The sequence below is a fragment of the Streptomyces sp. NPDC047042 genome, assembly GCF_040644035.1.
Taxonomy (GTDB): domain Bacteria; phylum Actinomycetota; class Actinomycetes; order Streptomycetales; family Streptomycetaceae; genus Streptomyces.
The window spans coordinates 33739-56620 of the sequence record NZ_JBEYVP010000057.1 but is presented as its reverse complement, the minus strand read 5'-3'; the positions used below and the strand labels follow the sequence as shown (position 1 = coordinate 56620).

Genomic DNA, 22882 nt, shown 5'->3' with positions numbered 1-22882 from the left:
AGCCGGTGGCCGTTCGTCTATGCGGGCACCATCCCGATGCCGGAACAAACCCCCGGATCAGGTCGAACCCGTACACCACTCCCCTGGACGCAACCTGCGCCGCACTTTTGCCCCGGCTGGAGGCGATCGCCGGACAATGGCAGGACGAGGCTGGCGACTCGCTCCTCCGACGGCATCTCGATGACGCCCGACAACTGACGGTCGTCCTACGACTCTGCGTTGAAAAGGACGTTGAGCTTCTGTCCCTATGACGTCCAGTGGATGGCTAAGACCGGGGGAGATCGTGAGTCGACCGCTGCTGTTCCTCGACGTGGATGGGCCCCTCAATCCCTACGCGGCCAAGCCGGAGAAGCGCCCCGACGGCTACACCACACTCAGAGTGCCTCGGGAAAACCGGACTCCGGACGAACACATGGGACTCACGGCCCGGCGACGAACCCTGCGGGTCTGGCTCAACCCGGAGCACGGGCGATCCCTGCTCCAGCTCGGCTACGAGCTGTGCTGGGCCACCACATGGATGGACCTTGCCAACCGGTGGATCGCCCCGGTGATCGGCCTGCCTGAACTCCCCTTCGTCGACTTCGGCGACGCGTTGTTCCAGGACCGTCCCGACGGGGTTCACTGGAAGACCGGTCCCCTCGTGGACTACGCCGACGGCCGTCCCTTCGCCTGGGTTGACGGCGAACAGAGCGATCTGGACCAGGCATACGTGACCGCCCACCACCGCGGGCCTGGTCTTCTGCACCACGTCAACCCGCGCATCGGTCTGCGCGAGGACGATTTCCGCGCCGACCCGCGGGGCGCCGACCGCGAGGATCTTCGGAGGGCGGCGGCGGCACTCTTCCGTCTCGGCCCGTCCAGCTTTGTTCGCCGTTTCGGGGGGTAAGTCGGCGTCGTATTGATTCGGAGCTGGATTCCCTTTGTGTGTAGGAAGTGTGTTCTTGATGTGTTTGAATCGAACACAACTCGGCCAGGTGGCTTGAACTGACCGTCCGGTTCCCCGTGCCCTGCTTGTCAGCAAGGTCGCCGTGCGCGTCTGTCATGGCCGCCGGGCCGAGCCGCTGGGTGGGACACGGCAACGCCCTGTCGCGCACCGCTTTTGTGGTGCCGCCCGCCGAGCACGCACGCGAAGGGGACCTGCATGACCGCCACCGTTTCCAACTTCTACTACGGCGCCGTGACCTTGATCGCCGCCTACCTGATGGCCTGCCTCGGGGCCGGGCTCGGACTGCGGTGCACGACTCGGTCTCTGCGGCGGCCGCAGCGCAGGGCCGGGTGGCTGGCGCTGGGCGCCGTGTCCATCGGCTGCGGCATCTGGACCATGCACTTCATCGCGATGATCGGCTTCAGCGTCCAAGGCGCGCTGGTCAGCTACGACATGACGAAAACGCTGCTCAGCCTTGTCGTCGCCATCGTGGTTGTCGCCCTCGGTGTCTTCCTCGTCGGCTACCGGGGCGTCTCCTCGGTCAATCTGGCCACCGCGGGTACGGTCACCGGCCTCGGGGTCGCGGGCATGCACTACCTCGGCATGGCCGCCATCCACACCAACGGCACCATCGGTTATGACGCGCCGACCGTGATCCTGTCCGTCGTCATCGCTGTCGCGGCCGCCACGGCGGCGCTGTGGGCTGCGGTCTCCATCCACACCCTGTGGGCCAGCCTCGGCGCGAGCCTCGTGATGGGAGTGGCCGTGACCGGGATGCACTACACCGGCATGGCCGCCGTCTCCGTCCATCTCACCGGAGTCGCCGAGACCGCGCAGTCGTCCACCGACCTGCTGTCGTTCCTCCTGGCCATGCTCGCCGGCCCGCTCACCGTCCTCCTGGTCTCCGCCGTCATCGTCATGTTCGACCCGGACATGTTGCTCAACGACGAGGACTGGGACAGGGCGGCACCCGCACAGCAAGGAACCGGCGCCGCCTCCCAGGCGCGGCGGCCGTCGCAGCCCGCGTAGTCCTGCCGCCGGGCGTCGGTCGTGCCCCGAGGATGGGCGCGAGCGATCACTGCTGCACGGAAATGGCCCACCACGGCCTTCGGCCGCGTGACCTGTAATGGACCCGCTTGGTCGTTCTGAGGCCGCGCCCGCCGGTGCACTCCGGCGGGCGCGGCCCTTGTCGGCGATTCCGGCGACTACGCCTCGGCGAACAGGTCCGCCGTGTCGGTGGCTGTGAGCGACCGGTCGAACCAGGTGCCTAGGGTGTCCAGGTCGGTGCAGCCGCTGATGCGTTCGCGGGCGGACTCGGGGACGTCGATACCGCGGAGGTCGAGGATGCGGAGGATGTCCTGGGCCCGGCCCTGGGCCTGGCCCTGGGCCCGGCCTTCGGCTTCGCCCTGGGCCCGGCCTTCGGCTTCGCCCTTGGCTTTGCCTTCGGCTTCGCCCTGGGTGTAGCCCTTGATGCGGTATTCCTCCACGATCGTGCCGCTGCCGGGGAAGCGGCTGGGACGCATGGCCACGAGGTTCCTCCAGAGTGCGCGGGCCGGGGTGTCACCCAGGCCGATTTCGGTGTATTCCGCCCAGTCGTCCAAGGCGTTGCCGCCGACGTTGGCGAGCGCTGTCGCCAGAGCCTCCAGTATCTCAGGGAGGGCCGGGTCCTTGGCGTGAGCGAGGGTGGACAGGACGGCCAGGGGGATGTCCTGTTCCGCCTCTTCCGGGTCGATGATCGTGGGCAGGTTGTCGGGGCCCAGGACCAATGGGAAGACCGCGATGCTGGTGTGCGTCGGAAGGCCGATGCGGATCGGGTTCGCGGCCCAGGACGCGGTGTTCTTGTCGCGGCAGAGCACCAGCAGGATCGGGGGCACCCTGTACTTGGCGTAGAGGTGCGCCAAGTAGTACGTCCAGCTGCTGTGCTTCTTCTGATCCGGTTTGCCCTGGGACTCGATGGCGAGCAGATAGCCGCCGTCGTCAGCCGTGTCCGCCGTGCTGATCCGTAACAGGGTGTCCACGCGCCGCTCCAGCGGCTTGATCTCGGTGAGAGCGGTGTCCAGGAACTGGATCGACCTGGGTTCGGGGAAGGGGATGCCGGCCCTCGGGAGGGCGCGGGCGAACAGCTCCGGGTCCTCCCTGAAGATCTGGTGCATCGCCTCGTGCGGTGAGCTGACCATGCGATGGAACGTAATGGGACGAAACCGTTGGCAAGGCGTCAAAGGCGGGTTGTTCAGCCGTATGAGTGACTTTGCCCTTGGAATTTGCCAGCTGGGTATGCATTCGAACCCGTGCAGGCCTGTGCGAGGGTGTGCGGCACACTCAGTGGCTGGATTTCGCCGTACGAGTCGCCGCACTGACCTCGAACTCCCTTGCGAAAAACGTCAGTTGCGATCACGCTTCAGCCTGTCGACGGGGGTCGGGGCGGGGGACGGAAGCGGAGGCTGGGGCGGGTATGAGTGCCAAGGAGAGGGTCGTCGGCCCGGCAGGGGGAGCGGTAGAGGAGAGGGAGGCGGTAGCGGCGGTCGTGCGCGGCGACGCCGCTCTGCTGGAGGACGATCTGGCCGAGTTTCTCGGTTCGCTGACCGCTCCCGCGGCGGTCGCCTCGCAGTCCGTGTACGAGGCCGCGCTGCGGCGGTCGCTTTATGAGCCCGTCGCCGACGCCGTCGGGTCCAAGGTGGGCCAGGAGGCGCTGCCCCCGACCGCCGACTCGCCCGGCGGCAACCGGGCTCCGCTGCGGCCGTCCATGGTCTATTGGGCCTACCGCAACTACCGGGGCTTTCCCCATGAGACCGGGAGCGAGGCGTTCTCCGCCGACATGGCCGTCATCCGGCGGGCCGCCGTCGCCGTACGGGTCATGCTGAAGGCGTTCGTCGCGATCGACGACATCCAGGACGGCAGCGAGGTCCGCTACGGCGAACCCGCGCTCCACGTCACCCACGGTGTCCCGCTCGCGCTCAACACCGGTTCCTGGCTGATCGCGGCCGTTCTGCGGCACGCCGCCGATCCCGCTGTCGTGGACAGTCTGGTGCGGGCCGTCGAGAACGGCTTCACCGGTCAGGCCGTCGATCTGTCCACCCGTACGGCGGAAACCCGCGCCGAGTTGATCGCCGCGCCCCTCGAGGAGCGCGCGGCCTACTGGGAGTCGCTGGCCGCCCTCAAGACCGGCACCCTCTTCCGGATGCCCCTCGACTCGGCGCTCGCGGGGCTGCGTGTCGTCGAGGACGAGCAGTACGTCCTGGACGCCGCCATGCGTCAACTCGGCCTGGCAAGCCAGCTGTTCAACGACCTGACCGACTTCGTACCCGAGTTCGGCGGGGGCCGGATCCACGAGGACTACGACGGGCTCAGCAACCGGGTCTTCCTCGAGCTGCTCGACCAGGACTCGTCGAACCTGACCGGCGAGCGGCTCAAGGCGTACGTTCTCGGGCATCCCAAGCTGGACTCGACGCTCCTCACGCTTGCCGGTGAAGCCGTCCGGCTGAAGCGCGAGGCCAAGGAGAGCGTGTACCGCGTGTGCCGTTCCGACCTCAGCGCGGCCTACTTCGACCTCACCATCGAACGCAAGGGCCACCTCATCGACCGTCTCCAGGAGACCCTCCAGCAGCGGAGCGGCGCATGACGGCGGCCCCGGAAGCCCCGGACCCGGCTCCGGTCCCGGTCCCGGTTCCGGTTCCGGTCACGGTGGTCGAGCGGTTGCGGGCGAGCACCCGTACCTGGCACGACTCCCTTGAGGCCACCCCGTTCGCGAGCGCGATGATCGCCGGCACGCTTCCCGTCGAGCGTTACGTCGGCCAACTCGCCGCCTATCGACCCGTGTTGGAGGCGCTTGAGGGGGCGTTGGCCGAAGCCGAGGCCCCGGACACTACCTCCGTGTGGTCGTCGGACCTGGTCAAACTCCCACTCGTCGAGCGCGACCTGGCCTACTTCGCCGGCCTCGGCACCGCGCCCGGCTCATGGGCGGCCGAAGCGGCGGAAGCCTTCACCGCCGAGATCCGGCAGCGGGCCGAGGCCTCCGACCTCCCCGCCCTCCTCGGCTTCCTCTACGTCATGGAGGGCTCCACCCTCGGCGCCCTCGTGCTCCACCCGTATGTCACCGCCGCCTACCGTCTCTCCGGCACCGACGGCGTCGCCTACTACACCAGCGGCGACCGCGACCGCTGGGCCCGCCTCACCGCCCGTATGAACCGGGCCCTCACCGACCCGGCCGTGCAGGACCGGGTCGTCGCGGCGGCCCACAGTGCCTACCGGCATGCCGCCGCGATCACCGGGGCCCTGTCCATCGGGCTCAGCCCGCCATCTCCGTCCCCAAGCCCAACTCCCGTGCGATGAGCATGCGTTGGACCTCGCTGGTGCCCTCCCCGATCTCCAGGATCTTCGAGTCGCGCCACATCCGGGCCACCGGGTACTCGTTCATGAAGCCGTAGCCGCCGTGGATCTGTGTCGCGTCGCGGGCGTTGTCCACCGCGATCGTGGACGAGTACAGCTTGGCCAGGGCGGCTTCCTTTTTGAAGGGCTCGCCCGTGACCAGCCGGGAGGCCGCGTCCCGCCAGGCCAGGCGGGACGTGTGGGCCTTCATCTCCATGTCCGCGATCTTGAACTGGATCGCCTGGTTCGCGCCGATCGGACGCCCGAACGCCTGCCGTTCCTTGGCGTACTTCACCGACTCGTCCACGCACCCCTGGGCGAGACCGGTCGCCAGCGCCGCGATCGCCACGCGCCCCTCGTCGAGGATGCGCAGGAACTGGGCGTAGCCGCGCCCCTCCTCGCCGACCAGGTTCGCCGCCGGGACCCGTACGTCCACGAAGGACAGCTCCCGCGTGTCCGACGCGTTCCAGCCGACCTTCGAGTACGGCGCCGCCACCGTGAAGCCCGGCGTGCCGGAGGGGACGAGGATCGCGGAGATGAGCGGCCTGCCGTCCGGCTTGCGGCCCGTCACCGCCGTCACCGTGACGAAGCCCGTGATGTCCGTGCCCGAGTTGGTGATGAAGCACTTCGTGCCGTTTATCACCCATTCATCGGTGTCGGGGTCGAGGCGCGCCGTGGTGCGTGTCGCGCCCGCGTCCGAGCCGCCGTCCGGTTCCGTCAGGCCGAACGCGCCCAGGATCTCGCCGGCGCAAAGGCGAGGCAGCCATTCGCGCTGCTGTTCCTCGGTGCCGAACAGGTGGATGGGCATCGCGCCCAGGGAGACGCCCGCCTCCACCGTGATCGCCACCGACGAGTCGACCCGCGCCAGTTCCTCCAGCGCGATGCCCAGCGCCAGATAGTCGCCGCCCATACCGCCGTACTCCTCGGGGAACGGCAGCCCGAACAGGCCCATCCTGCCCATCTCGCGCACGATCTCGTACGGGAACTCGTGCCGCTCGTAGTAGTCGCCGATCTTCGGGGCCACGACGTCGTGCGCGAACTGCTCGACCGTACGGCGGAGTTCTTCCAGTTCGGGGGAGAGTTTGTGGTTCATGGGTGGGGTCACTCCTGGGGGGAGAGGGCGCGGACGGTGCGGGACGGGCTCGGCCGGCCCAGGTGTTCGGCCATCCAGGCGCTGGTGTCGACGAGTCGGCCGAGGTCGACGCCGGTGTCGATGCCGAGGCCCTGGAGCATCCACACGAGGTCCTCTGTGGCGAGGTTGCCGGTGGCGGACTTGGCGTACGGACAGCCGCCGAGGCCGCCCGCCGAGGCGTCCACGGTGGTGACGCCGTGCTGGAGGGCGGCGTGAGTGTTGGCGAGAGCCTGGCCGTACGTGTCGTGGAAGTGCACGCCCACCTTCTCGACCGGTACGTCGAGTTCGGTGAGCAGCGCGCTCACGTGGCCCGGAGTGGCCACCCCGATCGTGTCGCCGAGGCTGAGTTCGTCGCAGCCCATGTCCAGCAGGGCGTGGCACACCCTGACCACCTGGGGGACCGGCACCGCGCCCTCCCAGGGATCGCCGAAGCACATGGAGAGATAGCCGCGGACGTGCACGCCCTCGGCCTTCGCCCGGGTCACGACCGGCTCGAACATCGCGAGGGCCTCGTCCACCGTGCGGTTCAGGTTGGCCTTGGCGAAGGACTCGGTGGCGCTGGCGAAGACGGCCACGCGGGTCGAGCCCAGCGCGAGAGCCCGGTCCAGGCCGCGTTCGTTCGGCACGAGCACCGGCAGCTGCACGGGGAGATCGCTGACCTGCGGGAACAGGGCTTCGGCGTCCGCGAGTTGGGGCACCCACTTGGGGTGGACGAAACTCGTCGCCTCGATCGTCGTCAGGCCCGCGCCGGCGAGGCGGCGGATGAACTCCGCCTTCACCTCCGTGGGGACCGTCGTCTTCTCGTTCTGGAGTCCGTCACGCGCGCCGACCTCGTGGATCCTGACCCGTGCGGGCAGACCCGGAGCCGGTACGACCATGGGGAGCGTCATTTCTCCTCCTCCGCAAGGGAGTCGGCCAAGGACTCCGCAGGTGCGATCACGGCGAGCACCTGGTCCATGGCGACCGTCGTGCCCGGGGTGACGTCCAGCTCGGCGACCGTGCCCGCGTGCGGGGCGGCGATGACGTGCTCCATCTTCATCGCCTCGACCACCAACAGGCTCTGACCGGCGGCCACTTCGTCCCCGACGGCCACCTTCACCACCGTCACCGTGCCGGGCATCGGCGCGGTGAGGGAGTCCGCGCCGGCGTGCGCGGAGCCGGTCAGGGAGGCGGCCACGGGGTCGTGGTCGCGCACCTGCCAGGCGTCGCCCTCGCGGCCGAGCCAGTCGCCGGCGCGGTGGAAGGTGTGCCGGACGCCGTCCAGGACCACGGACACCTGGTCCTCGGTGACCGTGTACGTGTCCTGGGGGAGGTGAGTGACGGGTTCAAGTCCCGTCACTCGCAGGTCGAAGGCCGGTGGCTTCGGCGTGCCGCCCAGTCGCCAGCCGCTGGGTACGGAGAAGGGGTCCGTCCAGCCGCCGCTCGCCGCCTTCGGCCGCAGCGCCTCCAGCCGTACGGCCGCCGCCGCCTCGTAGACCTCCTCCGGCACCCCGTCCGGTACGAGGGAGTCGACCTCGCGCTCCACCAGTCCCGTGTCCAACTCGCCCGCCACGACCGCCGGATGGGCGAGGAGCCGACGCAGGAAGCCCGCGTTCGTCGGTACGCCCAGTGTGACCGTCTCCGCGAGGGCCGCCCGGAGTCTGCGGAGCGCGGTCGGGCGGTCCGGGCCGTACGCGATCACCTTGGACAGCATCGGGTCGTACAGCGACCCGACCTCTGTGCCCTCGCTGAGCCCCGAGTCGGTGCGTACGCCGTCACCGGAGGGTTCGCGCAGGGCGAGCACCGTGCCGCCGGACGGCAGGAAGCCGCGCGCACCCGCCTTCACGGACACCGTCTCCGCGCAGATACGGGCCTCCACGGCGTGCCCGGTCAGCCGCACGTCCTCCTGGCCGAAGGACAGGGGCTCGCCCGCCGCCACGCGCAGCTGCCACTCCACCAGGTCGAGGCCGGTGACGAGTTCCGTCACCGGGTGCTCCACCTGGAGGCGGGTGTTCATCTCCATGAAGTAGTACGACGACGGGTCGCCGCCCGGGACGATGAACTCGACCGTGCCCGCGCCCTCGTAACCGCACGAGAGTGCCGCCTGGACCGCCGCCTCGCCCATCGAGGCCCGCGTCCGCTCGTCGAGGAGCACACTGGGCGCCTCCTCGATGAGCTTCTGGTGGCGCCGCTGGAGCGAACACTCGCGCTCGCCCAGGTGTACGACGTTTCCGTGGGCGTCGGCCAGGACCTGGATCTCGATGTGCCGGGGCCGGTCCACCCACCGCTCCACGAGGAGCGTGTCGTCACCGAAGGAGGCGCGGGCCTCGCGGCGTGCGGCGGCGATCTCCTCGGCCAGCGCGTCGGCCTCCCGGACGAGCCGCATGCCCTTGCCGCCCCCGCCCGCGCTGGGCTTGAGTAGCACCGGCATGCCGATCTCCCGTGCCGCGTCGGCCAGTTCGGCGTCGCTGAGCCCGCTGCCGCTCGACCCGGGGACCACCGGGACCCCGGCGACGCGGACCGTCTCCTTGGCGCGGATCTTGTCGCCCATGAGGGAGATCGCGTCCGCCGGAGGGCCGATGAAGGCCAGGCCGGCCTCGGTGCACGCACGCGCGAAGGCCGCGTTCTCCGCGAGGAAGCCGTACCCGGGGTGCACGGCCTGCGCGCCGGTGCGGGCGGCGGCCTCGAGGATGCGGGGGACGGACAGATAGCTCTCCGCCGCTGCCGCCGGACCGATCCGTACCGCCGTGTCGGCCTCCCGGACGTGCCGGGCGTCCGCGTCGGCGTCGGAGTACACGGCGACCGAGCGCACACCCAGCTCACGCAGGGTACGGATCACGCGTACGGCGATCTCGCCCCGGTTGGCCACAAGGACTGTGTCGAACATCGTGCTGAAGTCCCTCATCGTGTTGGTGCCCCTCACATCCGGAACACGCCGAACTGGGGTTCACCCAGGGGCGCGTTGGCGCAGGCGGTGAGCGCGAGACCCACCACCTGGCGGGTTTCCAGGGGGTCGATGACCCCGTCGTCCCAGAGGCGGGCCGTCGCGTAGTAGGCGCTGCCCTGGCGCTCGTACTGTGCGCGGATCGGGTCCTTGAAGGCGTCCTCGTCCGCCGTCGGCCAGGACTCCCCGCCGGCTTCCAACTGGTCCCGCTTGACGGTCGCGAGGACGGACGCGGCCTGCTCGCCGCCCATGACCGAGATCTTGGCGCCGGGCCACATCCACAGGAAGCGCGGCGAGTACGCCCGGCCGCACATCGAGTAGTTGCCCGCCCCGTACGACCCGCCGACCACGACCGTCAACTTGGGCACGCGCGTGCACGCCACGGCCGTGACCATCTTGGCGCCGTGCTTGGCGATGCCCCCCGCCTCGTAGTCCCGGCCCACCATGAAGCCCGAGATGTTCTGGAGGAACAGGAGGGGGATGCCGCGCTGGTCGCAGAGTTCGATGAAGTGGGCGCCCTTCTGGGCGGACTCGGAGAACAGGATGCCGTTGTTGGCGACGATCCCGACCGGGTGGCCGTGGATCCGGGCGAAGCCGGTGACGAGGGTCTGCCCGAACTCGGACTTGAACTCCGAGAAACGCGAACCGTCGACCACGCGCGCGATGATCTCCCGTACGTCATAGGGGGTGCGGGAGTCGACGGGCACGGCCCCGTACAGCCCGTGGGGGTCGACCTTGGGCTCGACGGAGGCGGTGACGTCCCAGGGCAGCGGGCCGCGCGCGGGGAAGGTCGCGGCGATGTTGCGGACGATGCGCAGCGCGTGCGCGTCGTCCTCGGCGAGGTGGTCGGTGACGCCCGACACGCGCGCGTGGACGTCGCCTCCGCCCAGTTCCTCCGCGGTCACGACCTCGCCCGTCGCGGCCTTCACCAGTGGGGGACCGCCCAGGAAGATGGTCCCCTGGTTGCGGACGATGACGGCCTCGTCGCTCATGGCCGGAACGTAGGCGCCACCGGCCGTGCAGGACCCCAGTACGGCGGCGATCTGCGGAATGCCGGCGCCGGACATCCGCGCCTGGTTGAAGAAGATCCGCCCGAAGTGGTCGCGGTCGGGGAAGACCTCGTCCTGCATGGGCAGGAAGGCGCCCCCGGAGTCGACGAGGTAGACGCAGGGAAGCCGGTTGTCGAGGGCGATCTCCTGCGCGCGCAGATGCTTCTTGACGGTCATCGGGTAGTACGTGCCGCCCTTGACGGTGGCGTCGTTGGCGACGATCACGCACTCACGCCCGCTGACCCGCCCGATCCCGGCGATGACACCGGCGGCGGGCGCCTGCCCCTCGTACAGCCCGTCGGCGGCGAGGGGGGCGATCTCGAGGAAGGGTGAGCCAGGGTCGAGGAGCCGGTCGACCCGCTCCCGGGGAAGCAGCTTCCCGCGCGCGGTGTGCCTCTCCCGGGCCCGCTCGCCCCCGCCCAGCCGGGCCGCGGCCAGCTTCTCCCGCAGCTCCTCGGCCAGCGCGCGGTGAGCCGCCTCGTTGGCCCGCCAGGCCTCCGACGCGGGGTCCGCCGCGCTGTGCAGCTCCGGTGCCTCCTGCATCCTGCGGTCCCCTCACCCAGTGCTCGGCTGGTGGTCGACAAGTTAATGAGCGTTAACGTGATGCCTCCAGGTTAACGACCGCTAACCTCCGTGTCTAGAATCATTTGCATGGCCACCAGAACCGACGCCCCGACCCGCCGCGAACAGATCCTCAAGGAGGCCGCGCGGCTCTTCGCCGAGCGCGGTTTCCACGGTGTGGGCGTGGACGAGATAGGGGCGGCGGTCGGCATCAGCGGCCCCGGCCTCTACCGCCACTTCCCCGGCAAGGACGCGATGCTCGCCGAACTGCTGGTGGGCATCAGCGGTCAGCTGCTCACGGGCGGCAAGCGGCGCGTGTCGGAGGCCGACGGAAACCCCGAGACGCTCCTCGACTCCCTCATCGAGGGCCATATCGACTTCGCCCTCGACGACCGCCCCCTGATCACCCTCCACGACCGCGAACTGGACCGCCTGCGCGACAGCGACCGCAAGCTGGTGCGCCAGCTCCAGCGCCAGTACGTCGAGCTGTGGGTGGAGGTGGTGCGCGAGGTGTACCCGGAACTGACCGAACCGACCGCCCGCTCGGCCGTGCACTCCGTCTTCGGCCTCCTGAACTCGACCCCGCACCTGGGCCGCCCGGGATCCCTCCCGGGCCGGGGCACGACGGCGGAGCTGCTGCACCGGATGGCGAGGGGGGCGTTCGCGGCGGCGGGAGAGTGATGAGCGTTACGGCCGGACTCCACCCGACGCCCCTGGACGCGGCTTCGTACTCGCCGGTACGGTTGATCTGAGCAAGCGCTTAGGTGTTCGAGTCGAGGAGGCGGCGGTGCGCCGTACAGTGTTCAACGAGGATCACGAGGCGTTCCGGGAGACTCTTCGCGCCTTCATCGAGGCCGAGGTCGTTCCCGTCTACGACGAGTGGTTCGCGGCCGGCCAGGCGCCGCGCGAGTTCTACTACAAGCTGGCCGAGCTGGGCATCTTCGGCATCCGCGTCGACGAGGAGTACGGCGGCGCCGGCATCGACTCGTACAAGTTCGAAGCCATCCTGTACGAGGAGACCGCGCGCGCGGGTGTGACCTTCGGCGGCTCCGGCGTGCACGTCCTGCTCGGTCTGCCGTACGTCAAGCTGCTCGCCAACGAGGAGCAGAAGAAGCGCTACCTGCCGAAGTTCGTCTCCGGTGAGGAGATGTGGGCGATCGCGATGACCGAGCCGGGCACCGGCTCCGACCTCGCGGGCATGAAGACCACCGCCAAGCTCAGCGAGGACGGCACGCACTACGTCCTCAACGGCTCCAAGACCTTCATCACCGGCGGCGTCCACGCCGACCAGATGATCGTCTGCGCCCGCACCGCCGCGCCCAGCGCCGAGGACCGCCGCCACGGCATATCCCTCCTCGTGGTGGACACCAAGTCCGAGGGCTACTCGATCGGCCGCAAGCTGGACAAGCTCGGCCTGAAGACCTCCGACACCGCCGAGCTGGCGTTCGTCGACGTCAAGGTGCCCGTCGAGAACCTCCTCGGCGAGGAGAACAAGGGCTTCTACTACCTCGGCCACAACCTCGCCTCCGAGCGCTGGGGCATCGCCTACGGTGCCTACGCGCAGGCCAAGGCCGCCGTCCGGTTCGCCCAGCAGTACGTCCAGGATCGCGTCGTCTTCGGCAAGCCGGTCGCCTCCTTCCAGAACACCAAGTTCGAACTGGCCGCCTGCAAGGCCGAGGTGGACGCCGCCGAGGCCGTCGCCGACCGCGCCACCGAGGCGCTGGACGCGGGCGAGCTGACCCCGGCCGAGGCCGCCAGCGCCAAGCTGTTCTGCACCGAGGTCGCCCACCGCGTCATCGACCGCTGCCTCCAGCTCCACGGCGGCTACGGCTTCATGAACGAGTACCCGATCGCCCGTCTGTACGCCGACAACCGCGTCAACCGGATCTACGGCGGCACCAGCGAGATCATGAAGACGATCATCGCGAAGGACATGGGCCTGTAAGGACAGGACATGGGCCGGTAAGGCCTTCGACATCACCGCTCAGTAGAAATGACTGCATGAGTCAGGCACTTCAGTCGCTCCTCGATCTGCTCGACCTCGAGCAGATCGAGGAGGACATCTTCCGCGGCCGTTCCCGGAGCGCCATAGTCCCGCGCGTCTTCGGCGGACAGGTCGCGGCCCAGGCGCTCGTCGCCGCCGGGCGTACGGTCCCCGCGGACCGTCCCGCCCACTCGCTCCACTCGTACTTCCTGCGCCCCGGCGACCCCGGTGTGCCGATCGTCTACACCGTCGACCGCATCCGCGACGGCCGCTCCTTCACCACCCGCCGCGTGGTCGCGGTCCAGCACGGGCAGCCGATATTCCACCTCTCCGCGTCCTTCCAGGAGCACGAGGAAGGCCTCGACCACCAGGCCCCGATGCCCGCCGCCCCCGACCCCGCGACACTCCCCACCGCCGAGGAACAGCTCCCGACGTACGCCCATCTGCCCCCGGCGGTCGTCGAGCGGTTCCTGAAGTCCCGCGAGGCCGTCGACATCCGGTACGTCCACGATCCCCCGTACGGCAGGTTCGGCGAGCCCCGCGAACCGCGCTCCCAGGTCTGGTTCCGTACGAACGGCAAGCTCGGCGGCGCCGTCGACCGACCGCTGCTGCACGTCTGCCTCGCCACGTACGTCTCCGACTACACGCTGCTCGACTCGGTCCTGCTCGCGCACGGACGCGGCGGCTGGGCGGTGCAGGACGTGGTCGGTGCCTCCCTGGACCACGCGATGTGGTTCCACCGCCCGTTCCGCGCCGACGAATGGCTGCTGTACGACCAGGAGTCGCCGTCCGCGTCCGGCGGCCGTGGCCTCGGCCAGGGCCGTATCTACACGCAGGACGGGCAGCTGGCCATCACGGTCATCCAGGAGGGCGTGGTCAGGGTGCCCCGGGCCGATTGAGCCCCTGACGCCCTGACCGGCGGTTTCCTACTCGCCGAGCAGTCCGGCCGCGTTCAGCAGGAACGCCGTCAGCGGGTCGTAGAAGCGCGGGCTCGTCACATGGTCGTCGAGCGGTACGGCCACCTGGAGGGTGCCCTCCGCCTCGGCCAGGAACAGCGCCGGGTCGTTGCAGTCGGCGTACCCGACCGAGTCGATGCCGTGCTGTGCCGCGTACCCCGCCCAGCCGTGGTCGGCGACGACCAGGTCCGGCAGCGGGCGGCCCTCGCGCTCCAGGCCCGTCAGGATCGCGCGCATCGGCTCGCCGGAGTGCGTGTGCCACAGCGAGGCCCCGTGCTCCAGCACCGCCACGTCCGCGAACTGGAACACGTACCCCTCGTCCGTCGTCAGACCGTCCGGGATGACGACGATGTCGCAGCCGGCGGCCCGCAGCGCCTCGGCCGTGGCGCGGTGCACGTCGAGCAGGCCGCCGGGGTGACCCGTCGCGAACAGCACCCGCTGCTGTCCTTCGGCCGCCTTGCGCAGCCGCGCCGCGAGCCGCTCCAGGGCGTCGATGGTCAGTTCGGGGTCGATGGTGTCCTGCCCGTACCGGTGTTCGGGATCGTCGTTGACGCCGACCCGCTCCGCCATCACCGCGAGCACGTCCTGCTCGTCGGTCCAGCGGTCGCCCAGCTCCAGCCCGAGCCAGTAGTGCCGTTCGCCGTTCGCCAGCTTGCGGTAGTGGGAGAGGTTGTTCTCGCGGGGCGTGGCGACGTCACCCGCGATGCGGGTTCTCACGAGGTGATCGACAAGCTCGGCACGGCTGGGAATCGCGGGTATCGGCATGCCTCCCATTGTGAGGCAGCCGACACCGGGAGCCCCCGGTGTCCCGGCCGCTGGGACGCAGGTCACGCCGCGTGGATCCGTACCCGATCGTCGAGGCCGTACGGCTACGGGCAAGGGCACGGGTAAGGGCCGACGGATGCGGGGAAAAGTACACTTCCTGGGCCGCTCCGGCCGTCCGCTCTGGCGCGAGCGGCTCGCCGGGCACACCATCGAACTCGTGTCCGCACCGGTGCTGAGGCGCAGGCACCGGTTCTGAGGCCAGGAAGAAGGCAGACCGTATGACCAGCAGCCCTGAGACGCCCCGTGGGCCCGTCGACTCCTCGCGCATCCCGAGATTCGCCGGGCCGGCGACCTTCGCGCGGCTGCCGCGCCTCGACGAGGTCGGCGGACGGGCCGATGTGGCCGTGATCGGGGTGCCGTTCGACTCGGGGGTCTCGTACCGGCCGGGCGCGCGCTTCGGCGGCAACGCGATCCGTGAGGCGTCCCGGCTGCTGCGCCCGTACAACCCGGCGCAGGACGCGTCGCCCTTCGCGCTCGCGCAGGTGGCGGACGGCGGTGACATCGCCGTCAACCCGTTCAACATCAACGAGGCCGTCGAGACGGTGGAGGCCGCGGCCGACGAGCTGCTGGGCACGGGCGCGAGGCTGATGACCCTCGGCGGCGACCACACGATCGCCCTTCCCCTCCTCCGCTCGGTGGCGAAGAAGCACGGCCCGGTGGCGCTGCTCCACTTCGACGCCCACCTCGACACCTGGGACACCTACTTCGGCGCCGAGTACACGCACGGGACGCCGTTCAGGCGGGCGGTGGAGGAAGGCATCCTCGACACCTCCGCCCTCTCGCACGTCGGGACGCGCGGCCCCCTGTACGGCAAGCAGGACCTGGACGACGACGCGAAAATGGGCTTCGGCATCGTGACGTCGGCGGACGTGATGCGGCGCGGGGTCGACGAGGTCGCCGACCAGCTCCGCCGGCGCATCGGGGACCGCCCGCTCTACATCTCCATCGACATCGACTGCCTCGACCCGGCGTTCGCCCCCGGCACGGGCACACCCGAGGCCGGCGGTATGACATCGCGCGAGCTGCTGGAGATCCTGCGGGGCCTGGCCTCCTGCAACCTGGTCTCGGCGGACGTCGTGGAAGTGGCGCCCGCGTACGATCACGCCGAGATCACGTCGGTCGCGGCGTCGCACACGGCGTACGAACTGACGACGATCATGTCCCGCCAGATCGCCGGGACGAGGGCCCAGGAGAAGGTTCAAGAGAAGGCTGCGAAGTGACCCACGACCACGACCTGGTGCTGAAGCCGACTGCCGCTCAGACGGAGGCCGCGCTCAATCCGCCTCCCGGCCGGGTCGGCGGAGACCTGGTCGTGGAGACGCTGGCGGCACTCGGCGCGACCACGGTCTTCGGGCTGCCCGGCCAGCACGCCCTGGGCGTGTTCGACGCGCTGCGCCGCTCCGACCTGCGGTACATCGGCCTGCGGGTGGAGAACAACGCGGGGTTCGCGGCGGACGCGTACGGCAGGATCACGGGAGAGGCGGCGCCGCTGCTGCTGTCGACGGGCCCGGGTGCGCTGACGTCACTGGCGGCCCTCCAGGAGGCCGCCGCGGCCTCCGCCCCCGTCCTGGCGATCAGCAGCCAGATCCCCACCGCCGGGCTGGGCGGCGGCCGGCACGGTTACCTCCACGAACTCCCGGACCAGCAGGCGTCGTTCAGAGGCGTGGTCAAATCCGTCCACCCGGTCCGTACGCAGTCCCAGATCCCCTCGGCGATCGCCGACGCCTGGAAGTCGGCGCTCACGGCTCCGCACGGCCCGGTGTGGGTGGAGATCCCGCAGGACGTGTTGACCGCCGAAACACCGATTCCCGTGGTGACAGGCGGTGACGCCTTCCCCGAGGAACTGCCGCCGCGCCCCGAACTGACGGCGCTGGCAGCCCACTTGCTGTCGAACGCCGAGCGCCCGGCGATCATCGCGGGCGGCGGGGTCGTACGGGCGGACGCCTCGGGCAAGTTGAGGGCGCTCGCGGAACGGCTCCAGGCTCCGGTGGTGACGACGTACGGCGGCAAGGGCGCGTTCCCGTGGACGCATCCCCTCTCCCTCCAGTCCTGGCTGGAGGACCGGCACATGACCGACTTCCTGGAGGACGCGGACGTCCTGCTGGTCGTCGGCTCGGGCCTGGGCGAACTCTCCTCCAACTACCACACGTTCAAGCCGCGCGGCCGGGTGATCCAAGTCGAGGCGGACCTGGGCAAGTTGGAGTCCAACCACCCGGCGCTGGGCATCCACGCGGACGCGCGCCTGGCGCTGCAGGCACTGCTGGAGACGGTGAGGGAGAGGCAGGACGAGTCGGCCGGGGAGCGGGTGAGGGTGGTCCTGGACCGGGTGGCCGCACGCCTCTCCGCCCAGGAACTGACCCTGGAACAGGGCTTGTTGGCGTCGATCAGGAGGTCGCTTCCGTCGCGCTCCCCGTCCTTCTGGGACATGACGATCCTGTCGTACTGGGCATGGTCGGCCTTCGACCCGCGCGGCGCGAACACGATGCACTCGGCCCAGGGCGCGGGCGGCCTCGGCTACGCCTTCCCGGCGGCCCTGGGAGCGGCGGTGGCCGACCCGACGCACCCGGTGCTCGCGGTGTCGGGTGATGGCGGTGCCCTGTACGGGATCGCGGAGCTGGCGACGGCCCGCCAGTACGACCTGAACGTGACGTGGCTGATCGTGGACGACGGCGGTTACGGCATCCTGCGCGAGTACATGACGGACGCGTACGGGGAGCCGACGGGCACGGAACTGACCCGCCCGGACTACGTGGCGCTGGCGGAGTCGTTCGGGGTACCGGGGATGCGGACGACGCCGGAGACCCTGGAGGCGGACCTCGCGAAGGCGCTGGGGGAGCCGGGGCCTTCGGTGGTGGTGCTTCCGGTGGGGTTGCGGATGTTCGCGGCTACGCATTTGGGGTGACGGGGAGGCGCTTCTTATCTGGTTATCCGGCGTTGGAAGCCAGGTCGGAGGGTCCGTCCCAGCTGTTAGCGTCCGGCCTCATGTGGGCTCACGAGATAGTGGCTGGTCGACGGGCGTGGCGGCACACCCCTTCCGGAGTAATCTTCAGGGCTGTCCCCGGTGGGACGTTCCTGATGGGTCTGTCCGACGCGGAACTGGACGCGGTTCGTGCCATTGAGCGGTCCGACGGCGCTGATGACGACCTCGAAGCGTTCTTCGCCGGTGCTGTCCATGCCCGGCCGGTCCGAGAAGTGCGGGTCGAGCCGTTCTTGATCGCCCGCCATCCGCTGACGGTGGCGCAAGCACGGCACTGGCTGCCCGAGTACGAGGACAGCTTCGCCGACTCGGATGCGAGCACGGCCCGCTTCGAGGACGACTTGGACGACCTGCTCGGGGCGCTGCCCTTCCGCTTGCCCAGCGAGGCGGAGTGGGAGTATGCGGCCAGGGCAGGGACAACCACTCTGACCTTCCGAGGGGACGGAAAGCCGGACGAGGACGAGGTGCTGGACGACTTTGCCGACGAGGAGCGCACCGCCGCGGCTGAGAACGCCTTCGGCTTGGCGGCGATGGGGTCGGCGAACGAGATCTGCGCCGATGTGTGGATCCCGCATTTCACGGACGCGCCGGCGGACGCACGCCCCCGTACCGGCGACGGACCGCGGGTGGTGCGAGGAGGTGGCGGCGACCTCTCTCCGTGGCAGGGCTGCGACGAGTGGCTGCTGTTGCTCTCCGCCACCCGCGACGAGTCCCAGGACTTCACTGCGGTCCGCCCGGTCGCACCCCTGCCGGCCAGTTAGGGACAAATTCTGGATGCCAGAAGGGGGCTACCATTCGGATGCCGTGGTCCGAGCGGTAGCTGCGCAGTAATCCCTCACTGGGTCATCGTCGCTTCTCGGCGTCGAGCAGAGCGGTCACGAGTGTCTCGAAGGCCGCCACATTCTTCTGGGACTTAATACCGAGCCGTTGTGCAGCAAGCTGCACGGTCAGCGGGCGGCTTCCTGCTCTTGCGGGCTTGTCGTCCAGTACTCCGGCTGCCCTGAGCAGCTCTTTCTGTTCTACGTCCAGGGCATCCGCCAAGGGCTTGAGGGGGTCGGACGGTATATCGAACTCCCCGTTAAGGATCTTGGCTATGTCGGCCTCGGACATGCCAGTCCGTTCAGCGAGCTTGGCTTTGCCGTCCCCTGACGAGGAGTTGACGGCATATCCAGCCTTGGCGGCTGCATCTTTCACAAAACGGGCAAACTTCTTCGCAGTAGGATCCGGACGCGTTGCCACTCTCTACCCCTTCCGTCGCAGGATGAAGCAGGATGCCACCCCGCCTGCCGTTCTGGGTAGGACGCGTGCTTCGGGGGTGCCACGGTCGCTTCTGGGCAGAGGCTGTTGAGGAACCGCGATGCGGTCGGGCGCTGAAGGGGCTCGGTCCAGACACTGGCAGGGGTAAGGGTGCGGGGTCGGAACCCGGGGGAGCGCATGCTCGCAGGGTCGGCGCTCTCGTTTGCTCCTCACGAGCGACTGCGGCGACGTGATGCTTTACGCGGCACATCACGTCTTGGACGAGATGTACGAGCACTTGCTGAGGATCGCGAAGTCGAGTCCGGTTCCGCTGGCTACGCTCCGGGCGGGCACGGAGCTGGCCCGCCCGGACTACGTTGCGCTGGCAGATTCGACGGTTGAGGGGCGTGGGACCGGCCGAGATATATCTTGCATATGAAAAATGCCTAGGGGGGATATGCCATGTCGAATCTGTACGTGGAGGTCGACGACGATGCCCTCAGTGAGGCCGCCGAGATACTGGGCACCAAGACCAAGAAGGACACGGTCAACGCGGCGTTGCTGGAGGTCGCGAAGCGCCGTCGGCGGCTGAAGGCGCTGGACGAGTTGGCCGCCAAGGGGGAGCGGGGCGACTTCGACGTGCTGCTGGACAATGAGAACTGCCGTCGATGAGTCTGGTGACGTACCTCATCGACACCTCCGCCGCCGCGCGTCTTCTGACGAACAAACGTCTTCGGGAGCAGTGGAGCGACGCCCTGGCCGAGGGCGTCGTGGGCATGTGCGAACTCACCGAGCTGGAGTTGCACTTCTCCGCCCGGTCCCTGATGGATCGGCTGGAGAACGAGGAGTTCTTCGCCGAACTCTTCAGCTGGATACCGGTGCCCGACGGTGTGTACCAGCGAGCCGGGCCGTACAGCGCAGGCTGACCGAGTCCGGTGAGCACCGCAGTGCGGGTGCCGTGGACCTGCTGCTGGCCGCGACGGCCGAGCTGTCCGGGCTTGTCGTCCTGCACTACGACGCCAACTTCGAGACGGTGGCGAAGGTGACCGGTCAGCCGACGCGGTGGGTGGCGCGAGGCAGCACGCTGTGACCGGCGGGGGAGGGGCAGGTGCGGACGCCCATTGACCGTCGACCAGTACCCGGTATTCGGTTGCCGGTCGGTGAGGGCGCCGGATCGAATGTCGGGCATGGTGACTCAGGTTCGCCCGCCGCGGCCGGACGAGATGGCTGCCTACTACCGGGCGTTGCCCTTCGCGAACGGGCTGCCGCACTGGGAGCCGGCGGACGCCGCCTGGCACGGTGGCGCTGAGCCGTGGCCGCCGCCGCGTGCCCCCGCGACCGTGGAGCAGCTCGAGCAGTGGGCCGATGCCGACGTCAAGGACGAGTCCTTCCACCCGATCGCGACGTTCGTCGACGGCACGTGCGTCGGCGCGTCGGCCACCATCTCCTTCGGGGTGACGGTTCCCGGCGGGAGCACGGTCAGGATGGCCGGCGTCACCGCCACCGGGGTGATCGCGACCCACCGCCGACGCGGTTACCTGCGGCAGATGATGCAGGCGATGTTCGATACCTAGCGAGCTGAGGTTCACCATCGACAGCGACCGGATGTGTCCGGCGAACAATCGGACATGGTGCCTGCGGGCGGACGGCGACTCGGTGACGTGTGTTCCGACCGAGCAGATGGCAGACCTGACCCTCACGGTCCCGGCGCTCAGTTCGCTCTACTTCGGTGGCATGTCGGCGCACGACCTGGCGTACGCCGGTCACATCACCCAGCACGCCGAAGGCGCGCTGGGGCGACTGAGCCGGATGTTCCGGAGCGATCCCGAACCGCACAACTCCTTCGGCTTCTGACAAGCGGCCGGGTTGGCCGTCAAGATCAGTACAGCACCCTTCCCTGACCGCTCGGGGCGGGTGACGGTCAGTACGCCGTACCTTTCCCTGGGCGACGCTGTCGAAGCTGCCGAGAGCAGGCCCACCTCGTGCCCGACCGGCCCGCGCTCAAGCCTTTCCGGGTCCCGTACTGGGCCTGGTCGGCTTCGATCCGCGCGGCGCGCTCATGGACAGGCCGTCGGCGACGATGCTCAGTGCCTCGAGGATGGCGGTGGCCGGTCCGGTCGTGTACTCCGCCGTGTCGTCGCACGCCCACGTCTCGACGGCGCTCAGAAGGGCCGCGTTCAGAGCGAAGGCCTGGGTCCTGGCGTGCAGGCCGCCCGGTGGCAGACCGGTGCGTTCTTGGATGATCTCCGTGAGGGCCGTCGCCGTTTCGTAGTAGACGTCCAGCCAGACCGCCCGCAGTCCGGGCTCGGTGCGGGTCATGCGGACCAGCGTCCGTAGATAGCCGAGCGCTTCCGGGCTGTCGGCGCCGAGGGAGCTGACCTGCTCCATCGCTTCGAGCAGCGGACGGTCGGCGGGCCAGTCGCGTACCGCCCGCAGCGCCGCGTCCATGCCCGCGCCCAGCAACGGGCGGACGAAGGCCTCCTTGGTCGGGAAGTAGCGCCACAGGGTGCGGGTGGACACCCCCAACGCGTCGGCCACCTCACCCACCGCGGTCCCTTCGAGGCCCTTCTCCACGAACAGCGGCAGCGCGGCCAGTGCGATGTCCCGCTTGATCACCTCTCTGTGACGTTCGGAGAGTGTCGGCCTGCCGGGGCCCGATCGCAGTCGTGACGGCTGAGCAGCGCCGCTCGATCCGCTGGTCATGTGTACGCCTCCTCCGCCGCCGCGCCTGGCTGCACGGTCGAGCATGTCAGATCTCGAATTGTATTTTATGTCGCTGAGCGACATTATTGGCGCTGCGCGACGAACGTAGGTTCCAGCAGAGGAGAAGCGATGGAAGCCGACAGCCCGCCGGAGGGGACAGTCACGGAGCCGGCAGGAGCGAACCCGGGCCCGGGGAGCCCGGTCGCCGTGGGTGGACGCATGAAGTACGTGTTCGTGTTCGCCTTCCCCTTCGTCATGGCGATGCTGCTGGTCGGCATCTACACCAGCGCCATGCACTCCCCGACCCCCAAGAACCTGCCGGTGGCCGTCGTGGGCACCTCCGCCCAGGCGAAGCAGATGGCGGCCGGGCTCAACAAGGCGGACGGCTCTCCCGTCGACGCGCGCGTGGTGGCCGGCGTGGAGCGTGCGAAGGAACTGCTCCACGACCGGGACATCGTCGGCGCCTTCGTCCCGCCCGCCACCGCCGACGGTGACGCCGTGATCTACACGGCCCAGGCGGCGGGTGCCGCTCAGGCGGAGATGGTGAAAGCCGTTCTCGAGCCGCTCGCCTCGGCCCAGCACCTCGACGTGGTCGAGAAGGACATCGCCGCGCTGCCCGCTCACGACGGCATGGGGGTGACCGCGATGTTCACCGGTATCGCCTGGGTGCTCGCCGGCTATATCGTCGTCGCCGCAATCGGCAGCGGCGCACCCGAGTTGAACCCACTGCGCCGTCTGGTCCCGCTCATGGCCGGGTGGGCCTCTCTGATGAGTCTTGTCATCTGGCTGCTGGTCGGGCCTGTCATCGGAGCGGTGGAGGGACACTCGGCCGCGATCCTCGGACTGGGCGCGCTGTCCATCTTCACGGTGTCCATGACGCAGACGATGCTCTTCCGTCTCCTGGGCCTGCTGGCGGTTCTGCCCGGCATCACCCTGTTCGTGTTCCTCGGTGTGCCCGCCTCCGGCCTCAGCGTGTCCGAGTACGCCGTGCCGGGCTTCTTCCGATTCCTGCACGACGTGCTACCGCTTCCCGCAGCGGGCGAGGCGCTGCGCTCGGTCCTCTACTTCGACGGCAGCGCCGCCGGCGCTCACCTGCTCGTCCTCGCCGTATGGACGGTGGCCTCTCTCGCGCTCACCGCGGTCGTCGACCTGCGGCGGCACCGCAGCGGGAGGGAATCCGGCAGCGACACGGGCGGCTCCGCCGTCGACTTCCAGGTTCCACAACCTGCGGCAGCCACGTGAACCG

The 22882-nt window shown here is 69.5% G+C and carries 22 protein-coding genes and 2 pseudogenes; 16 read left to right on the top strand and 8 right to left on the bottom strand.

The genetic code is table 11. The features are described from left to right. The 3 genes and pseudogenes from ABZ855_RS43530 to ABZ855_RS43520 all read left to right on the top strand — a co-directional run. Positions 1 to 251: pseudogene (locus ABZ855_RS43530) on the top strand (hypothetical protein); the annotation flags it as partial. Between the two features lie 32 nt (positions 252 to 283). Next, positions 284 to 886, top strand: coding sequence for a hypothetical protein (locus ABZ855_RS43525; RefSeq protein ID WP_360817937.1), 603 nt, complete (start codon positions 284 to 286; stop codon positions 884 to 886). Positions 887 to 1141: 255 nt separating this feature from the next. Next, positions 1142 to 1954, top strand: a complete 813-nt coding sequence (locus ABZ855_RS43520) for an MHYT domain-containing protein (protein ID WP_360817934.1) — start codon at positions 1142 to 1144, stop codon at positions 1952 to 1954. A 176-nt stretch (positions 1955 to 2130) separates the two neighbouring features. Here the strand turns inward: ABZ855_RS43520 and ABZ855_RS43515 are convergent, their stop codons facing one another. Next, positions 2131 to 3102 (bottom strand): hypothetical protein, encoded by a 972-nt coding sequence (locus ABZ855_RS43515; protein ID WP_360817931.1) that lies wholly within the window; start codon positions 3100 to 3102, stop codon positions 2131 to 2133. A 275-nt stretch (positions 3103 to 3377) separates the two neighbouring features. On the opposite strand from ABZ855_RS43515, the gene ABZ855_RS43510 reads away from it, so the two are divergent. Then, positions 3378 to 4544, top strand: a complete 1167-nt coding sequence (locus tag ABZ855_RS43510; protein ID WP_360817928.1) for a polyprenyl synthetase family protein — start codon at positions 3378 to 3380, stop codon at positions 4542 to 4544. Then, positions 4541 to 5254, top strand: a complete 714-nt coding sequence (locus ABZ855_RS43505; RefSeq protein WP_360817925.1) for a biliverdin-producing heme oxygenase — start codon at positions 4541 to 4543, stop codon at positions 5252 to 5254. Before ABZ855_RS43510 ends, ABZ855_RS43505 begins: the two co-directional genes overlap by 4 nt. Here the strand turns inward: ABZ855_RS43505 and ABZ855_RS43500 are convergent. Genes ABZ855_RS43500 through ABZ855_RS43485 form a run of 4 tightly spaced genes read right to left on the bottom strand, consistent with a single transcriptional unit; the run spans position 5211 to position 10937 of the window. Then, positions 5211 to 6383 carry an acyl-CoA dehydrogenase family protein gene (locus ABZ855_RS43500; RefSeq protein WP_360817922.1) on the bottom strand — a complete coding sequence of 391 codons (1173 nt, stop codon included), beginning with the start codon at positions 6381 to 6383 and terminating at the stop codon, positions 5211 to 5213. The two genes, ABZ855_RS43505 and ABZ855_RS43500, sit on opposite strands and share 44 nt — an antisense overlap. Positions 6384 to 6391: 8 nt before the next feature. Continuing rightward, positions 6392 to 7312, bottom strand: a complete 921-nt coding sequence (locus tag ABZ855_RS43495) for a hydroxymethylglutaryl-CoA lyase (RefSeq protein WP_360817919.1) — start codon at positions 7310 to 7312, stop codon at positions 6392 to 6394. Next, the gene (locus ABZ855_RS43490; protein ID WP_360817916.1) at positions 7309 to 9288 is read right to left on the bottom strand and encodes a biotin carboxylase N-terminal domain-containing protein; all 1980 of its coding nucleotides are present in this window, start codon (positions 9286 to 9288) and stop codon (positions 7309 to 7311) included. Before ABZ855_RS43490 ends, ABZ855_RS43495 begins: the two co-directional genes overlap by 4 nt. Before the next feature lie 32 nt (positions 9289 to 9320). Next, on the bottom strand, positions 9321 to 10937 hold the full coding sequence (locus ABZ855_RS43485) for a carboxyl transferase domain-containing protein (RefSeq protein ID WP_360817913.1): 1617 nt from the start codon (positions 10935 to 10937) through the stop codon (positions 9321 to 9323). 108 nt (positions 10938 to 11045) lie between these two features. Here ABZ855_RS43485 and ABZ855_RS43480 point away from each other — a divergent pair, with 108 nt between their 5' ends. The 3 genes from ABZ855_RS43480 (at position 11046) to tesB (ending at position 13838) form a co-directional block, all read left to right on the top strand. After that, entirely contained in the window at positions 11046 to 11636 is a 591-nt protein-coding gene (locus ABZ855_RS43480) for a TetR/AcrR family transcriptional regulator (RefSeq protein ID WP_360817910.1), read from the top strand. Positions 11637 to 11742: 106 nt separating this feature from the next. Further along, on the top strand, positions 11743 to 12900 hold the full coding sequence (locus ABZ855_RS43475) for an acyl-CoA dehydrogenase family protein (protein ID WP_319207119.1): 1158 nt from the start codon (positions 11743 to 11745) through the stop codon (positions 12898 to 12900). A gap of 56 nt (positions 12901 to 12956) precedes the next feature. Then, positions 12957 to 13838, top strand: a complete 882-nt coding sequence (gene tesB, locus ABZ855_RS43470; protein ID WP_360817907.1) for an acyl-CoA thioesterase II — start codon at positions 12957 to 12959, stop codon at positions 13836 to 13838. Between the two features lie 27 nt (positions 13839 to 13865). Here tesB and ABZ855_RS43465 read toward each other — a convergent pair whose 3' ends face one another. After that, the gene (locus tag ABZ855_RS43465; protein WP_360817904.1) at positions 13866 to 14660 is read right to left on the bottom strand and encodes a phosphatase; all 795 of its coding nucleotides are present in this window, start codon (positions 14658 to 14660) and stop codon (positions 13866 to 13868) included. Between the two features lie 278 nt (positions 14661 to 14938). Here ABZ855_RS43465 and speB point away from each other — a divergent pair, with 278 nt between their 5' ends. From speB to ABZ855_RS43450, 3 genes are all read left to right on the top strand, one after another. Next, on the top strand, positions 14939 to 15940 hold the full coding sequence (gene speB, locus ABZ855_RS43460) for an agmatinase (protein WP_360817901.1): 1002 nt from the start codon (positions 14939 to 14941) through the stop codon (positions 15938 to 15940). After that, positions 15937 to 17622, top strand: coding sequence for a thiamine pyrophosphate-binding protein (locus ABZ855_RS43455; protein WP_360817898.1), 1686 nt, complete (start codon positions 15937 to 15939; stop codon positions 17620 to 17622). The genes speB and ABZ855_RS43455 overlap by 4 nt, the downstream gene beginning before the upstream one ends. A gap of 173 nt (positions 17623 to 17795) precedes the next feature. Continuing rightward, positions 17796 to 18458: an SUMF1/EgtB/PvdO family nonheme iron enzyme gene (locus ABZ855_RS43450; protein WP_360817895.1), complete on the top strand. Its 663-nt coding sequence runs from the start codon at positions 17796 to 17798 to the stop codon at positions 18456 to 18458. Between the two features lie 82 nt (positions 18459 to 18540). Here the strand turns inward: ABZ855_RS43450 and ABZ855_RS43445 are convergent, their stop codons facing one another. Beyond that, on the bottom strand, positions 18541 to 18936 hold the full coding sequence (locus tag ABZ855_RS43445; protein ID WP_360817892.1) for a helix-turn-helix transcriptional regulator: 396 nt from the start codon (positions 18934 to 18936) through the stop codon (positions 18541 to 18543). Positions 18937 to 19395: 459 nt separating this feature from the next. Here ABZ855_RS43445 and ABZ855_RS43440 point away from each other — a divergent pair, with 459 nt between their 5' ends. The 4 genes and pseudogenes from ABZ855_RS43440 (at position 19396) to ABZ855_RS43425 (ending at position 20787) form a co-directional block, all read left to right on the top strand. Then, entirely contained in the window at positions 19396 to 19605 is a 210-nt protein-coding gene (locus ABZ855_RS43440; protein WP_360817889.1) for a type II toxin-antitoxin system VapB family antitoxin, read from the top strand. Next, positions 19602 to 20023 (top strand): annotated as a pseudogene (locus tag ABZ855_RS43435) (PIN domain nuclease). The gene ABZ855_RS43440 and the pseudogene ABZ855_RS43435 overlap by 4 nt, the downstream one beginning before the upstream one ends. Before the next feature lie 97 nt (positions 20024 to 20120). Further along, positions 20121 to 20507 (top strand): GNAT family N-acetyltransferase, encoded by a 387-nt coding sequence (locus tag ABZ855_RS43430; protein WP_360817886.1) that lies wholly within the window; start codon positions 20121 to 20123, stop codon positions 20505 to 20507. A 31-nt stretch (positions 20508 to 20538) separates the two neighbouring features. Beyond that, complete coding sequence (locus tag ABZ855_RS43425) at positions 20539 to 20787, top strand: sterol carrier protein domain-containing protein (protein WP_360817883.1); 249 nt, start codon at positions 20539 to 20541, stop codon at positions 20785 to 20787. Positions 20788 to 20934: 147 nt separating this feature from the next. On the opposite strand, the gene ABZ855_RS43420 is transcribed toward ABZ855_RS43425, so the two are convergent. Continuing rightward, complete coding sequence (locus ABZ855_RS43420) at positions 20935 to 21636, bottom strand: TetR/AcrR family transcriptional regulator (RefSeq protein WP_360817880.1); 702 nt, start codon at positions 21634 to 21636, stop codon at positions 20935 to 20937. Between the two features lie 219 nt (positions 21637 to 21855). Here ABZ855_RS43420 and ABZ855_RS43415 point away from each other — a divergent pair, with 219 nt between their 5' ends. Then, positions 21856 to 22878 (top strand): hypothetical protein, encoded by a 1023-nt coding sequence (locus ABZ855_RS43415; protein ID WP_360817878.1) that lies wholly within the window; start codon positions 21856 to 21858, stop codon positions 22876 to 22878. Positions 22879 to 22882 lie beyond the last annotated feature (4 nt).

Coding starts and splice junctions, on each gene's coding strand:
- ABZ855_RS43415 (WP_360817878.1), top strand. CDS start 21,856: ATGAAGTACGTGTTCGTGTTCGCCTTCCCCTTCGTCATGGCGATGCTG.
- tesB (WP_360817907.1), top strand. CDS start 12,957: ATGAGTCAGGCACTTCAGTCGCTCCTCGATCTGCTCGACCTCGAGCAG.
- ABZ855_RS43495 (WP_360817919.1), bottom strand. CDS start 7,312: ATGACGCTCCCCATGGTCGTACCGGCTCCGGGTCTGCCCGCACGGGTC.
- ABZ855_RS43500 (WP_360817922.1), bottom strand. CDS start 6,383: ATGAACCACAAACTCTCCCCCGAACTGGAAGAACTCCGCCGTACGGTC.
- speB (WP_360817901.1), top strand. CDS start 14,939: ATGACCAGCAGCCCTGAGACGCCCCGTGGGCCCGTCGACTCCTCGCGC.
- ABZ855_RS43510 (WP_360817928.1), top strand. CDS start 3,378: ATGAGTGCCAAGGAGAGGGTCGTCGGCCCGGCAGGGGGAGCGGTAGAG.
- ABZ855_RS43480 (WP_360817910.1), top strand. CDS start 11,046: ATGGCCACCAGAACCGACGCCCCGACCCGCCGCGAACAGATCCTCAAG.
- ABZ855_RS43490 (WP_360817916.1), bottom strand. CDS start 9,288: ATGTTCGACACAGTCCTTGTGGCCAACCGGGGCGAGATCGCCGTACGC.
- ABZ855_RS43520 (WP_360817934.1), top strand. CDS start 1,142: ATGACCGCCACCGTTTCCAACTTCTACTACGGCGCCGTGACCTTGATC.
- ABZ855_RS43440 (WP_360817889.1), top strand. CDS start 19,396: ATGTCGAATCTGTACGTGGAGGTCGACGACGATGCCCTCAGTGAGGCC.
- ABZ855_RS43505 (WP_360817925.1), top strand. CDS start 4,541: ATGACGGCGGCCCCGGAAGCCCCGGACCCGGCTCCGGTCCCGGTCCCG.
- ABZ855_RS43425 (WP_360817883.1), top strand. CDS start 20,539: ATGTGTCCGGCGAACAATCGGACATGGTGCCTGCGGGCGGACGGCGAC.
- ABZ855_RS43430 (WP_360817886.1), top strand. CDS start 20,121: ATGGTGACTCAGGTTCGCCCGCCGCGGCCGGACGAGATGGCTGCCTAC.
- ABZ855_RS43450 (WP_360817895.1), top strand. CDS start 17,796: ATGGGTCTGTCCGACGCGGAACTGGACGCGGTTCGTGCCATTGAGCGG.
- ABZ855_RS43420 (WP_360817880.1), bottom strand. CDS start 21,636: ATGACCAGCGGATCGAGCGGCGCTGCTCAGCCGTCACGACTGCGATCG.
- ABZ855_RS43465 (WP_360817904.1), bottom strand. CDS start 14,660: ATGCCGATACCCGCGATTCCCAGCCGTGCCGAGCTTGTCGATCACCTC.
- ABZ855_RS43515 (WP_360817931.1), bottom strand. CDS start 3,102: ATGGTCAGCTCACCGCACGAGGCGATGCACCAGATCTTCAGGGAGGAC.
- ABZ855_RS43485 (WP_360817913.1), bottom strand. CDS start 10,937: ATGCAGGAGGCACCGGAGCTGCACAGCGCGGCGGACCCCGCGTCGGAG.